This is a genomic window from Rhodococcus aerolatus, assembly GCF_054783215.1.
Window position 1 is genome coordinate 95,654 of sequence record NZ_BAAGQZ010000036.1, and the last position, 12,970, is coordinate 108,623.

The window sequence follows — 12,970 nt, forward strand, 5'->3', positions numbered from 1 at the left end:
ACTTACCGGGACGCAGGTTGTTCCCCGACCTCGATGACAGGAGGTCCCGTGCAACCCAGGCAATCCCTGTCCGAGCAGGTCCGCGCCCACGTCGTCGAGCAGCTCGCCTCCGGGGAGCTGCGACCCGGAGACCGGGTGCGCGAGCTCCCGCTCGCACACACCCTCGGCGTGAGCCAGGGCCCGGTCCGCGAGGCCCTCCGTGAGCTCGCCGCCCTCGGCCTCGTCGTCACCGAACCTCGCCGGGGGACGCGGGTCCGTGACCTCGACGACCGGGCCCTGCACGCCAGCTACCCGGTGCGCGCAGCACTGGAGTCGCTCGCCGGCGCCCTGGCCGCGCCGCGGCTCGCCGGTGCCACCGACGGGCTGCGGAACTCGCTGCGCGGCATGCGCATCGCCGCCGCCGAGGACGACCTGCCCGGTCTCGCCCGGCACAGCGTGGACTTCCACCGGCAGATCATCGACGCCGCCGACAACAATCCGCTCCGACAGGCCTGGCAGGCCCTCGGCATCGAGGTCCTGACCCCGGTCAGCCTGGCCCGCGCCGACATCGACCTCGCCGGCGCGGCGGAGGAGCACTCCCCCATCCTCGACGCCCTCCACGCCGGCGACGCCGACGCCGCGGCAACGCTCCTCGCCGCGCACGCCGCGGACTACGGCCTGCGCCTCGACCCCCGCCCCACCCGATCCCCCACCGACCCCCAGGAGCTCCCGTGAAGAACACCACCCACGACTTCACCGACACCGTCGTCCTCGTCACCGGAGGCGGCACCGGCATCGGTGCTGCCATCACCACCGCCTTCCTCGACGCCGGCGCCACCGTCGCGATCACCGGACGCCGCCGCGAGCGGCTCGAGCAGACCCTCGCGCCCTACCCGGCCGAGCGCACCGCCGCACTCGCCGCCGACGTCTCCGACGGCGGCGAGGTCCGCGCCCTCGTCGCCGACGTCCTCGAGCGCTTCGGCCGGATCGACGTCGTCATCAGCAACGCCGGCGGCCACGTCGCCGGGGAGATCACCGACGTCGACGACGAGGCCTGGGAGGCGCTGCGAACCACCAACGTCGACGGGTTCTTCCACCTCGCCAAGGCCACGCTGCCCCACCTCGCCAGCAGCGGAGGCAACCTCGTCGCCGTGTCCTCGGTGTCCGGGGATCGAGGCGACTGGGGACAGGCCGCCTACAACGCCACCAAGGCCGCCGTCACCAACTTCGTCCGCTCGCTGGCCCTCGACTGGGGCGCACGCGGAGTCCGGGTCAACTCCGTCGCCCCCGCCTTCACCCTCACCGAGCTCACCGAGGGCATGGGCCGCGACGACGAGTCGCTCGCACCGTTCCTCAACCGCATCGCCCTCGGACGCCCCGGCGAGCCCGACGACATCGCCCCCGCCGTCCTGTTCCTCGCCAGCGACGCCGCCCACTACATCACCGGCGCCGTCCTCGCCGTCGACGGCGGTACCAGCGCCTCGACCGGCCAGCCGCACACCTGAGGGCTCGCGCAGAGCCACAGCATGATCCCCCAGAGCCGCAGGAGATCATCCCCGTTGTCAGGGTTGAATCCCGGCGTCTCAAACCCATCGAGGTACGCGTTCAGGATCCTAGTGCTGGTGATGGTTTGGCGGTAGATCGGCGGGTCAGCAGCGTCCTGTAGTGCAGCGGGGCGATGAGGAGACCGAATGTGCCGGCGGCGTCGAGGGCGGAGGGGACTTCACCGCGGCGCCTGGCGCGCCCGATCACCGCGACGGCGAGGGCGCCGTTTTCCTGGCTCGGGGCGCCGTCGAAATCGTCCAGCGCGAACTGTCGCACCTGTCGACGAAAGCTGGCTCGAGGTAACGGGGCCACGCCTGAGGGGCGTGGCCCGCGTCCGCTGCCTGGCCGTCTCTCGCCACTCCGAGCCTCAGGCGACACCCAGGATTGGACGTACCGCCACTTGGTCAGGGTCGAATCGGGCCACGCTTGGCCCCACCGCCCGGATGACCGAAGCGGACGGCGGGGACGGCGGCCAGATCGACACCGGCGTTGAGCGGCTCGCGTGGCTGAACACCGCAACGGTGAGTGCGTCCCGCGCAGATATCCACCTTGTGACCAAACGCGTGTGGCGACTCGCCGGACCGCTCCGGTTTGCGCTCGACGTCAGGGGGTCTCGGATCCAGCTCCGGGACGGACAAGAACCTTCACAGCGGAACCGGCGTCGTCGATCAACCTCTTGATCCCACGGGCAACCAGATCGTCTAGTTCGATCTTGCTCGTGATGAACGGAGTGAGGTCGATGGCGCCGCTGCGTACGAGGTCGATCGTTGCGGGGTGGTCATTGCGGTACGCCAGAATCCCTCTGAGATCAATCTCTTTGTTGACCATGAGCTCCATGTCGAGGGGAGGGCGGTGACCCCAGATGGCCACGTTGACGACGACGGCTCCCGGCTTGACGACGGAGAGGCACGTGTCGAGAACGGCGTCGACGCCCGCGCACTCGAAGGCGGTGTCGGCGCCTCGGCCTCCGGTGAGACGCATGACCTCGGCCACGACGTCGACAGCCGTGGGATCCAGCACCCAGTCCGCGACGCCGGATCGTTCGGCTACTGCCCTTCGTTCCGCGCTGACTTCGAGCAGAGCGGTCTTGCAGCCGATGCCGCGAAGGACGGCGGCTACGAGCAGACCGACTGGTCCCGCTCCTCCCACCACCGCGACGTCGCCGGAGCTGCAGTCGCTTCGGACAACCGCGCGACGTGCGACTGCAAGGGGCTCGATCATCGCCGCCTGATCCAGCGGCATGTCCCCGACGGGGTGAACCCAACGCCGGTCCACGACCACGCGCTCGCTGAGACCACCGCCACCGCCGCCAAGACCGAGGATCCCCAGCTTGTGACAAGTGTTGTAGTTTCCTGCTTTGCAGGGTGGGCACTCGTTACACACCGTGAGAGGTTCGACGGCGACCCGGTCACCTATCGACAGGTCGTCGACCCCGTCCCCCACTGCTGAGACTGTTCCGGCGAACTCGTGTCCCAAGATCACTGGTGGTTCCAAGCCGCTGAGGGGATGCGGATGACCGGGGCGAGGGATGTAGAGAGGGCCCTCCAGAAATTCGTGAACGTCGGTCCCGCAAATTCCGCACCACGCGACGTCGATCTTGACCGCACCGGCCCGGATCTCCGGCTCTGGAACGTCTTCGATCCTGACGTCGCCCTTCGCATGCCACCGCGCGGCCTTCATCTGTCTCCTCTTGGTTGTGTTCGGCTTGTCCTCACGTGACCGTCCGCTCTCACAGGCGTTCTGCGCTGCTCTGTCAGCCCAGCAGTACTGTGCGCATGTTGGTGAACTCGGTGGCGCCGGCGTCGCCGAGTTCACGGCCGTACCCGGATTTCTTGACGCCGCCGAACGGCAACCGCGGGTCGGATGCGGTGTTGGCGTTGATGAACAACGCCCCGGACCGGATGCGCCGCCCGACTACCAGGGCCCGCTCAGTGTCAGCCGACCACACGCTGGCGCCGAGACCGTACGGGGTGTCGTTCGCCAGCACCGCCGCTTGGTCGTCGGTGTCGAACCCGATGACCGCCGCGACCGGTCCGAACGTCTCCTCGCTCATCACCGGCATGTCGGTGGTGACGTCGGCCAGCACGGTCGGAGCGAACCACGCCGGACCGCGGTCCAACCGTCGACCGCCAGTGAGCACTGTGGCTCCCGCCGCGACCGACTCACCGACCTGCCGCAACAGATTGTCGGCGAGGTCGGCGCGGGCGAGCGGGCCGATCTTGCTGGTCGGCTGCTGCGGGTCACCGACCTCGAGCGCCTCGACCTGCTCGGCGAACCGTCGGCCGAACTCGTCGACCAACGACTCGTGGACGATGAACCGCTTCGCGCACAGGCACGACTGACCGGAGTTGAGGAACCTCCCGGCCACGGCCTTCGGGACGACGTCGTCGAGGTCAGCGTCGGCGAGGACGACGAACGGGTCCGACCCACCCAGCTCCAGCACCGTCTTCTTCGTCGCCCGACCGGCCGCGGCCGCAACCTGTTCTCCCGCGCGGTTGCTGCCGGTCAGGGTGACCGCCGCGACGCGATCGTCAGCGATGAGCCGCTCGACCGCGCCCGGCACATCGGGCTCGACGACGACCAGCGCGCGGAACACATCGGCCGGCAAGCCTGCGTCCGTCAGCACGGACTCGATCGCCAATGCGGTGCCGGTGACGTTGGGTGAGTGCTTGAGCACGCTCGCGTTGCCCGCCATGAGCGCGGGCGCCGCGAACCGGAAGACCTGCCAGAAGGGGAAGTTCCACGGCATGATCGCCAGCACTACACCGAGCGATTCGTAGCTCACCCAGCTGCGCGAGCCGGACGCTTCGACCTCACGGTCGGCCAGAACCCTCGGAGACTGGTCCGCGTAGTACTCGCACACCCAGGCGCACTTCTCGACCTCAGCCCGCGACTCGGCGATGGGTTTGCCCATCTCAGTGGTCGCGAGTGCGGCCAACTCGTGACTCTGCTCGCGCAACGTCGCGGCCACGTCCCGCAGGACCTGCGCCCGCTTCTCGATCGGTGTGTCCGCCCACGCCGCCTGGGCGTCGACCACCCGGTCGACGACCGCGGCGATGTCCCTGCCGCTCATCGCGTCGTAGGTCGCGATCGGCTCACCGGTCGCGGGGTTGATGGTGGTGACCGTGGTGACTGCATCAGCGCTCACGACGCAACGCCTCCCCATGCTGGAACTCCACTGGAACGTCGGCTCAAGAGCTCAGACGTCGATGGTCGTGTAGGTCTTGACCGACCGTTCCGCGAGGTGCTGGATGATGTAGCCGAAGACCTTCTCCTGGAAGTACGGCGAAGCCTTGTGGGCTTCGTAGCCGGCCTCGTCGGTGTACTGCTCGTAGAGGAAGAACGTCTCGGGGTCCTCGGGTGAGACCTGGGCCTGGTAGTAGAGATTGGCCGGCTCCTCTCGAGACAGCGGCGTCATCTCGCGGATCGTCTTCTCGACCCGGTCGGCCTCCCCGGGCTTGGCCTTCCAAATGGCGGCGACGACGAATGCCATGCTTTGACTCCTCGTTCGTGGGTGATTCGGGTGGTGGTCAACAGGTCGTACGGGTGCCGACGGTGTTGCGGAGGGTGCCGATCCCGGAGGCGTGCATCTCGATGCGGTCACCGGGTTGCAGCCAGCGGTCGAGCTCGAGCCCCGAGCCACCGGTGGCGGTGCCGGAACCGAGCAGCTCGCCGGCGCGCAGCGTGAGACCCTGCGAGGCGTAGGCAATCATCGCCTCGAAGGTGTGGTGCATCGCGCCGGTGTTGTCACCGCCCCAGCGTTCGCCGTTGACGATGACCTCGAGGTCGACGTCGTGGGGGTCGACCTCATCGGCGGTGACCAGGTAGGGGCCTAAGACGTTGGACCCGTCCCAGTCCTTGGCCTTGCACGGGCCCATGCCGACGGGAAGCTCTCTGGTCTGGGTGTCGCGGGCGGACATGTCGTTCCACAACGTGTAGCCGAAGACGTGAGACAGAGCGTCCCCTGGGGCGATGTCCTTGCCGGACCGCCCGATGATGGCTGCGAGTTCGAGCTCGTGATCGAGCTTGGTGGTGTAGTTCGGCCACGGGATCTCGGCGCCGGGTCCGATGACGGTGTCTGGCAGGCCCTTGTAGTAGGCGGGGACCTCGTACCACTCGTCGGGAATCTCCCTGCCCAGGCCGGCAAAGGCGTTCTTCAGGTGACCCTCGAAGGCCAGGAAGTCACGGATGGTCCGCGGCCGTAGGGGCGCGAGCAGGGTGATTCCGTCGATCGAGCCGACTCGACGTTCTGCCGGGTGCGGGGCCTCGGCCTCGATGAACGCCACCATGTCGCCGTCGAAGCCGACGTCCACGACGTCCTCGCCGTCGAGGAACCCCACGCGGGCCAGTCCGGCGTCGGAATAGGTCAGGTACTTCACGGTCGTCAGCTCCCAACTGCCGTCAGTTTGCGCCCGTAGCACCCGCTGGCGACGGCCGAGCGGCGCCAACTGCTAGGTCCATCTGGTGGCGAACTCCGTCGGCCAGCGTCGGGTATCGGGGCTTGTAGCCGAGGACGTCGGCGATCAGCTCCCCGCTGACCTCGCTCGCGAGACCTCCGACGTCGCGTTGAGTCGACGACTCGACGGTGATCCGGGCCTCGGGCACCATGTCGGTGACCACCGAGGCGAGCTCGCGCACGGTGCAGGCAAACCCGCCCGTGTTGAAGAACGTGTGCTGCTTCAGGACGTCCGGATCGGCGTCGAGCAGGGCAAGGAACTGGTCCGCGACTTCCTCGACGTAGATGAGGCTCATCCTCGCGTCGCCGAGACCGGCAGTCACCGGCTCACCGAGCGCGGCGTCCTCGATGATCTTGGTGACCACCGCGGTGGCGCCGTTGCGGCGCCCGAGCCCGTGCACGACGCTGGGGCGCAGCGCCGCCACGGAGACGCCGAAGCGGTCGCGGTAGTGCTGGGCAAGCTGCTCGCCGTAGATCTTGGCGGCGGAGTACATCCTCATTCCGGGAGCGCCCCACTGCGGGGAGTCCTCCCGAAGGGGGAAGTCCTCTGCGGTGTAGCGCGAGTCGTCGCCGTAGACCGCGATCGAGCTGGCGATGACGACTCGCTGCAGCCCCCGTAACCGTGCGAGGTCGAGCACGTTCGTCGTCCCGGCGCAGTTGATGCTGGCGGCGAGTCCGGGATCGGCGTCGCTGTCCGGTCCGAGCATCGACGCCAGGTGGATGACCGCATCGACGTCCTGGGCTTCGGCCAGGTCGAGCAGAGACGCGAGCGCGGTGACGTCACCTCGGGCGACGTGCAGTTGCCCTTCGGGGAATTTCCTGCGCAGTGCCGCTTCTCTACTAGGTGAAGGGAGGATGTCGAGTAGCACGACACCGTCACCGCGGGCCAACAGGCGGTCGGCCACTGTAGCGCCGATGAGTCCGGTGCCGCCCGTGATCAACGTGGTGGTCACTCACACCACCGCCAGCGGATCCAGCATGGACCCGGTTGCGCCGGCGATCTTCAGCGGCAACCCTACGAACAGGAACTCGTAGACGCCCGCCGCGGCGAGCTCCTCGAGGTTCAGGCTCTCCATGATGTAGATGCCGTTCTCGATCAGCAGCCGCACGTGGACGGGTTGCGGGTTCGACGGCGATCCCGGGTCAGGGGCGGGTTGCACCTCGAACGTCTCGGTGTCGCTGCCGACGGCGATCACCCCGCGGTCGGCGAACAGGTCCGCAGCGGACAGGTCCGGGCCGGGGGTCTTGTGCTCGGCCATCCGTTCCGCGTCGGGCCACAGGCCCATGTACCCCGTCCGCACCAGCACGACGTCCCACTGCCCGATGGTGACGCCCTGCTCGTCCGCTGCGGCCAGGACGTCGTCGGCGGTGACTGGGTGGCCGGCGGGCAGACAGTCGACGCCGAAGTGGCGTGCGGCGTCGATGAGCACGCCGCGCGTGAAGAACGACGGCAGTGCGGCGGCGTCGCCCACCGTGGGACCGAAGTCGGTCAGGTGCTCGCCGGCGGTGCAGCCGCCGAACCAGTGCGCGTCGTGACCGACCGTCATGTGCGCCAGTGCGTCGATGTGCGCTCCGCTGTGCGTGCTCGAGCTGACGACCTCGGTCATGCAGCCCAGCTCGACCTCGTTCGGGGTCGGCTCCCACAAGTTCTGCCCGGCGGACCGCAGGCCCTGGGGTGTGCGGTAGGTGAGCACCTGGAACGGCGGGTGGCCGGGGAACAGCGGCATGCCGGGGAAGCGGGACGCGGCCAGCGAGTACGCCTGGCCGGTCTTCACCATCGCGGCTGCGCGCACGCGCTGCTCGGGCGGCAGGGAGCCGGCGGGACCGACTCCGGCTGGGCGGGTGGTCTCGGTGTTGGTCATGACTGTCCCTCCGACGTGTTGTCCGTCCGCTTGTTGTCCGTTCGCGCGAGCCGGAGCACCTCGATCACGCGCTCGGGGGTCATCGGCAGCTCGTCGATCCACACCCCGAACGGCTTCAGTGCGTCGTCGACCGCGGCGGCGATCGCGGTCGGCGCGATCAACCGTCCGCCCTCGCCCGCGCCCTTGACGCCGTACTCGGTGACCGGCGAGGGCGTCTCCTGGTGCTCGACGACGATCTCGGGGACCTCGAACACGCTGGGCATGAGGTACTCCCGGAACGAGCCGCTGAGCAGCCCGCCCTGGTCGTCGTAGCGGTACTCCTCCATGAACGCGGCCCCGATGCCCTGCACCACGCCACCGACGACCTGGCCCTCCACCAACTTGGGGTTCATCACGGTCCCGCAGTCGTTGACCGCGTAGTACTTCAGCAGTCGGACGATGCCGGTCTCCGGGTCCACCTCGACGATGGGGATGTGGCAACCGTGAGAGACGATCGGGTAAAAGGCGCCGGTGTCCTTGCGGTCCTCGCTCGGCATGGAGGCGAGCGGGTGGTCATAGGTGTAGGTGCTCACGAGACCGCTGGACTCGCCCTCTGGGCCGGTCTGCACGAACAGGTGCGCCTTCATGGCCACGTCAGCCATCGACAACCCTTCGGTCGGCACACCCTTGACCTGAAACGATCCGTCGACGAGCTCGATGTCATCCGGATCGGCCTCCATCGCGTGGGCGGCGATGCGGGCCATCTTCTGCAAGATGGCCTTCGACGCGCCTCGTGCTGCGCCGGACAGCATGACGGTGAGACGGCTCCCGCCCGGTCCGGCGGAAATAGCTCCCGAGGTGGAGTCGTTGTGCTCGACGCTGATGTCGGCCGGGTCGACGCCGAACTCCTCGGCGATGACCTGCGAGACCACGGTCTGGGGGCTGTTGCCCCAGACGGGGCAGCCTAGTTCGACGCGGATCCCGCCGAAGGCGTCGACGTCGACCTTGACGGTCTCGGGGGTCGAGGTGGCGGGCAGCGGCGGGGTGTCGTAGAGGAACCACCACTCAGTCGCGTTGTAGGCGGTGCGTTCCTGGCAGGTCGCGAGGCCGATGCCGATGTAGCGGCCCTCGGCCCGGGCGCGCTCCTGCTCGGCGCGCCAGTAGTCGACATCGGCCAGGGCCAGCGCGCGGTCGAGGACGCCTTCGTAGTTGCCGCTGTCGTAGATGTTGCCCGACGGGATCTTGTACGGGAACTGCTCAGGCTGGATGAAGTTTCGCCGGCGGATCTCGGCGCGGTCGATGCCGAGTTCGTCGGCGGCGGCGTCGACGACGCGCTCGAGTATGAAGTTTCCGTGGTCGGCGCCGGCGCCGCGGAAGAACCCCTGCTGCACCTTGTTTGTGAGCACCGCCGACACCTCGTACTGCAGGCTGGCAATGCGGTATGGACCAACTGGTTGCGCCATCGCGCAGCCGTGCTGACCTGGACCGAACTGGAAGTAGGCGCCGTAGTCGTCGATGCAGTGCAGCCGCAGGCTGAGCATCTCCCCCGCGTCGGTGACGGCGAGCTCGGCCTCGTAGATCCGGTCGCAGCCGACGTTGTCGTTGGCGGAGATGTTCTCCAGCCGGTCCTCCAGGTAGCGGACCGGCTTGCCGGTGGCCTTGGAAAGCGCACCGGCGATGGCCAGCACCTTGTTCGTCAGGTGCTTGCTGCCGAAGCTGCCTCCCACGGCGCACGGGATGATCCGCATGCGGCTGGTGGGGATCTTCAGCATGGCCGCGAACGACCACGGCAGGAAGTTGTAGAAGTTCGAGTTGGACCAGATGGTCATGGCCTGGGAGAACGGGTCCCAGGAGCAGACGGCGCCGGCTGTCTCGATGGGTTGTGCGCCCATGCGGTGCCAGCGGGCCTTGGTCCGGATCACACGGTCGGCGCGCGCGAAGTCCGCCTCGACGTCGCCGTAGCTGCGGTCGGAGTGGAACACGACGTTGCTGTCGAGGGTGTCGTGCACCTTCGCGGCACCGTCGTCCATCGCCGCGACCATGTCGACCAAGGGCGGCAACAGCTCCCACTCGATGTCGATGAGCGCGAGCGCGTCCTCGGCGACGTAGCGGTCGCTGGCGGCCACCACCGCCACCGGCTCGCCCCAGTAGCGCACCTTGTCGACCGCGATCGCGTCCTGCTGGACTGGCTCGGCGCAGAACGCCGTCATCGGGCCGATCAGCTCGGTCGCCTCGCGACCGGTCAGGACGGCGGCGACACCAGGCAGCGCCTTCGCTCGGGAGGTGTCGATGGAGACGATCCGGGCGTGGCTGTGGGGGCTGCCGAGGACGGCCGCGTGAAGCATGCCGGGCAGGTCGACGTCGCCGACGTAGGTGGCCCGGCCCGTGACCAGCGCCGGGTCCTCCTTGCGGGCGACCGACTTGCCGATCCACTTGAACCCGTCGTGACCGCCGACGACCTTCACGTCGGTGTCGGGGTTGGTCTGGATGTCAGTCATGCCGGGACTCCCTGCTCGTCGGCGTCGACGTCCTGGACGTTCGTGGCCTGTGAGTCGGGCTCGGGTGGGACCTGGCCGGACAGGGTGCGCCCGGCCGCGCAGACCGACGCCACGATGTTCTGGTAGCCGGTGCAGCGGCAGTGGTTCCCGGAGATGGCGGCGCGGGCGGCGTCGGCGTCGGGCTCGGGATTCTCACGCAGAAAGGCCTGGGTGGCCATCAGCATTCCTGGGGTGCAGAAGCCGCACTGGAGGCCGTGGTGGTCGGTGAAGGCCTGCTGGATGGGGTGCAGCGTCCCGTCGGGCGAGCCCATCGACTCCACGGTCTCGATCGAGCAGCCGTCGAGCTGAACGGCGAACATCATGCAGGCGCGGGTGACCTGGCCGTCGACGAGAACGGTGCAGGCACCACACACGCCTTGCTCGCAGCCGGCGTGGGTCCCGGTCAGGTGTAGATCGTCGCGAATCAGGTCGAGAGCCAGCTTGCGTGGCTCGACCAGCAGGTCGTGCTCGTCGCCGTTGACGGTGACGGTGAGGCGGACTTTGTCGGTCATGTCAGGCTCCTTCTGCGGCGCGGGCGGCAGCGCGGGCGAGCGACCGTCGGGTGACGACGGTGGTGAGGTGTTGGCGGTAGGCCGTGGAACCGTGGACCGTTGGGCGCGGCTCGATCTCGGCGGCAGCCGCGTCGCCTGCGGCTCGGAAGGACTCGTCGTCCGCTCGCTGACCGATCAACTCCGACTCGGCGGCCGACGCTCGCGTCGGTCGTTGCCCGACGCCACCGACCGAGATACGGGCCTCGGCGATCAGCCCGTCGTCATCCAGCCTGACGACGGTGGCGACCCCACACACGGGCAGTTCGCCATGGCGCCGGGTGATCTCGATGAACGCCGACCCGGTGCGACCGGTGGGGAGGGCCGTGATGCGGGCTTCGGTCAGGATCTCGTCGTCCGCCACGGCGGTGGCGTAAGGGCCGTGAAAGAAGTCACGTGCGGCGATCACGCGGTCGCCGCGGGCGCTTCGGGCGGTGACCTCCCCGTCGAGGACCAGGAACGCGGTCGGCAGCTCGGCGCACGGGTCCGCGTAGGCCAGGCTGCCAACGACGGTGCCGCGCTCACGAACCGAGACGTGGGCGACCTCAGCGCCCGCCTCGGAGAACACCGGTGCGTGCTGCAAGATTACCGGGGAGGTCTCCGAGGCGCGTTGTCTGACCAGCGGCCCGAAACAGATCGTGGTGCCGTCCACGGTCACCTGATCGCTGTCGGGAATCCGATTGATGTCGATGATGACCGACGGGGTCTCGCTGCGTGCGTTCATCAGACGCACCAAGCTCTGGCCTCCGGCGAGGACGCGGGCCTCTGGGCCGTGCTCGGCGAGGAGGCTGATGGCCTCGTCGATGGCGGTCGGTGCGTGGTACTCGAATGCTGAGGGCTTCACGGTTGTGTCCTTCCTCGGCGTCGGTGCCGGGGCGGTGGTGCTGACGGTGGGTCAAAACCGGTAGTGCTGAGGGTGGGTCGAGCCGGTGGTCAGCTCGAAGCCGGTGGCGTGCGCATGACGAGCGCACCGAAGTACTCGATGTGGTTCCGCATCTCCTTGCCGACCAGCTCTGGATCGCCGTGGCGCAAAGCGCTGAGGATCGGGATGTGGGTGTCGGCTATCGCCGGGAGGTCGTGCTCGATGCGGGCGAGAGTGACAAGAGTTCGGGTTTCGACGTGCAGAGAACGCCAGAGGTCGAACAGCAAGCTGTTGCCGGCCGCCTGGACGATCAGCTCGTGGAAGCGGGCGTCGTGGCGGAGCTGTTCGTGGGTGTCGCCGCGCTCAGCGGCCGCTCGCATCTGCGAAACCTCGACGTCGAGGGCGGCCAGCGTTTCCTCAGTGATCACCGGCGCTGCTGTACGGCCAGCAAGCTCCTCGAGCGTCGCGCGGACCGGATACATCTCGCCGATCTCGGCCGGGGACATGAACCGAACTCTGACGCCACGGTTGGGCTCGCTCTCGACGAAGCGCATGGCCTCGAGCTCGCGCAACGCTTCCCGGACCGGCGCCTGGCTGATGCCTAGCTCCTTCGTGAGCCGGTACTCAACGACTCGATCACCGGGCGCATAGACCCCGTCCAAGATGCGCTTGAGTACCAGCTCACGGACCTGCTCACGAAGGCTGCCTCGCGACAGGGCGTCCGACGACGACGTCATGTCCCTAGGATTCTCGATAATCGAGAGTGTGTCAACGGTCTCGTTTTCGAGCCCCGCACGGCTAGCCGCGGCGGCCGATGTGGGCGCGACGGGCCGAGCTGATCACCTCGCGCACGGCGGCCGTTAGAACCTGATGCGCGGCGGTGACCGATACCTCCGTCTGGGGGAAGCTCGGAGGGTCGGCTCTACGTTCAGGCTCGACCGTGAGTCGACTGCCGACATCTCCGCGCATACCGCGTCGGCGCGGTGCAGCCTGTGACTCCGGACCACGGACGCTTCGAAAGGACACGGCGCGACGCGACCGGCGGGCCGATCACTAGGGGTCCAACACCGTCGCCGAAAGCATGCCGGCACGCCGTTCTAGCTTCGTCGCGACAGCGACACCGGCGCACGATGCGGTCGCGTCCAGGGAGGTGGTGTGTGAGTCGGTGTTCCGCGTGATCCTGGGTGCTGATTCTAGGTGGT

General features: G+C 68.4%; 13 protein-coding genes. 2 read left to right on the forward strand and 11 right to left on the reverse strand.

Going from position 1 to position 12,970, the window contains the following annotated elements:
• Nucleotides 1-48 precede the first annotated feature (48 nt).
• Nucleotides 49-714, forward strand: coding sequence for a GntR family transcriptional regulator (locus ACYVOF_RS13870; protein ID WP_460867400.1), 666 nt, complete (start codon nucleotides 49-51; stop codon nucleotides 712-714).
• Nucleotides 711-1,484 carry a meso-2,3-butanediol dehydrogenase gene (gene budC / locus ACYVOF_RS13875; RefSeq protein ID WP_460867402.1) on the forward strand — a complete coding sequence of 258 codons (774 nt, stop codon included), beginning with the start codon at nucleotides 711-713 and terminating at the stop codon, nucleotides 1,482-1,484. Before ACYVOF_RS13870 ends, budC begins: the two co-directional genes overlap by 4 nt.
• 100 nt (nucleotides 1,485-1,584) lie before the next feature.
• Here the strand turns inward: budC and ACYVOF_RS13880 are convergent, their stop codons facing one another.
• The 11 genes from ACYVOF_RS13880 to ACYVOF_RS13930 all read right to left on the reverse strand — a co-directional run bounded on the left by ACYVOF_RS13880 (nucleotide 1,585) and on the right by ACYVOF_RS13930 (nucleotide 12,505).
• Nucleotides 1,585-1,800 carry a TetR/AcrR family transcriptional regulator C-terminal ligand-binding domain-containing protein gene (locus ACYVOF_RS13880; protein WP_460867403.1) on the reverse strand — a complete coding sequence of 72 codons (216 nt, stop codon included), beginning with the start codon at nucleotides 1,798-1,800 and terminating at the stop codon, nucleotides 1,585-1,587.
• A 327-nt stretch (nucleotides 1,801-2,127) separates the two neighbouring features.
• The gene (locus tag ACYVOF_RS13885) at nucleotides 2,128-3,204 is read right to left on the reverse strand and encodes a 2,3-butanediol dehydrogenase (RefSeq protein WP_460867406.1); all 1,077 of its coding nucleotides are present in this window, start codon (nucleotides 3,202-3,204) and stop codon (nucleotides 2,128-2,130) included.
• 73 nt (nucleotides 3,205-3,277) lie between these two features.
• On the reverse strand, nucleotides 3,278-4,672 hold the full coding sequence (locus ACYVOF_RS13890; RefSeq protein WP_460867408.1) for an NAD-dependent succinate-semialdehyde dehydrogenase: 1,395 nt from the start codon (nucleotides 4,670-4,672) through the stop codon (nucleotides 3,278-3,280).
• A 51-nt stretch (nucleotides 4,673-4,723) separates the two neighbouring features.
• Nucleotides 4,724-5,017 (reverse strand): putative quinol monooxygenase, encoded by a 294-nt coding sequence (locus tag ACYVOF_RS13895; RefSeq protein ID WP_460867409.1) that lies wholly within the window; start codon nucleotides 5,015-5,017, stop codon nucleotides 4,724-4,726.
• Nucleotides 5,018-5,054: 37 nt separating this feature from the next.
• On the reverse strand, nucleotides 5,055-5,903 hold the full coding sequence (locus ACYVOF_RS13900) for a fumarylacetoacetate hydrolase family protein (RefSeq protein WP_460867411.1): 849 nt from the start codon (nucleotides 5,901-5,903) through the stop codon (nucleotides 5,055-5,057).
• A 22-nt stretch (nucleotides 5,904-5,925) separates the two neighbouring features.
• Nucleotides 5,926-6,933, reverse strand: coding sequence for an NAD-dependent epimerase/dehydratase family protein (locus ACYVOF_RS13905; protein WP_460867413.1), 1,008 nt, complete (start codon nucleotides 6,931-6,933; stop codon nucleotides 5,926-5,928).
• Complete coding sequence (locus ACYVOF_RS13910; RefSeq protein ID WP_460867415.1) at nucleotides 6,934-7,842, reverse strand: cyclase family protein; 909 nt, start codon at nucleotides 7,840-7,842, stop codon at nucleotides 6,934-6,936.
• Nucleotides 7,839-10,319 (reverse strand): xanthine dehydrogenase family protein molybdopterin-binding subunit, encoded by a 2,481-nt coding sequence (locus ACYVOF_RS13915; protein WP_460867417.1) that lies wholly within the window; start codon nucleotides 10,317-10,319, stop codon nucleotides 7,839-7,841. Before ACYVOF_RS13915 ends, ACYVOF_RS13910 begins: the two co-directional genes overlap by 4 nt.
• A complete protein-coding gene (locus tag ACYVOF_RS13920) occupies nucleotides 10,316-10,870 on the reverse strand; it encodes a (2Fe-2S)-binding protein (protein ID WP_460867418.1) in 555 nt (184 codons plus the stop codon). Before ACYVOF_RS13920 ends, ACYVOF_RS13915 begins: the two co-directional genes overlap by 4 nt.
• Before the next feature lies 1 nt (nucleotide 10,871).
• Nucleotides 10,872-11,750, reverse strand: a complete 879-nt coding sequence (locus tag ACYVOF_RS13925; protein WP_460867420.1) for an FAD binding domain-containing protein — start codon at nucleotides 11,748-11,750, stop codon at nucleotides 10,872-10,874.
• Nucleotides 11,751-11,839: 89 nt separating this feature from the next.
• Nucleotides 11,840-12,505 (reverse strand): GntR family transcriptional regulator, encoded by a 666-nt coding sequence (locus ACYVOF_RS13930; protein ID WP_460867422.1) that lies wholly within the window; start codon nucleotides 12,503-12,505, stop codon nucleotides 11,840-11,842.
• Between the last annotated feature and the right edge of the window lie 465 nt (nucleotides 12,506-12,970).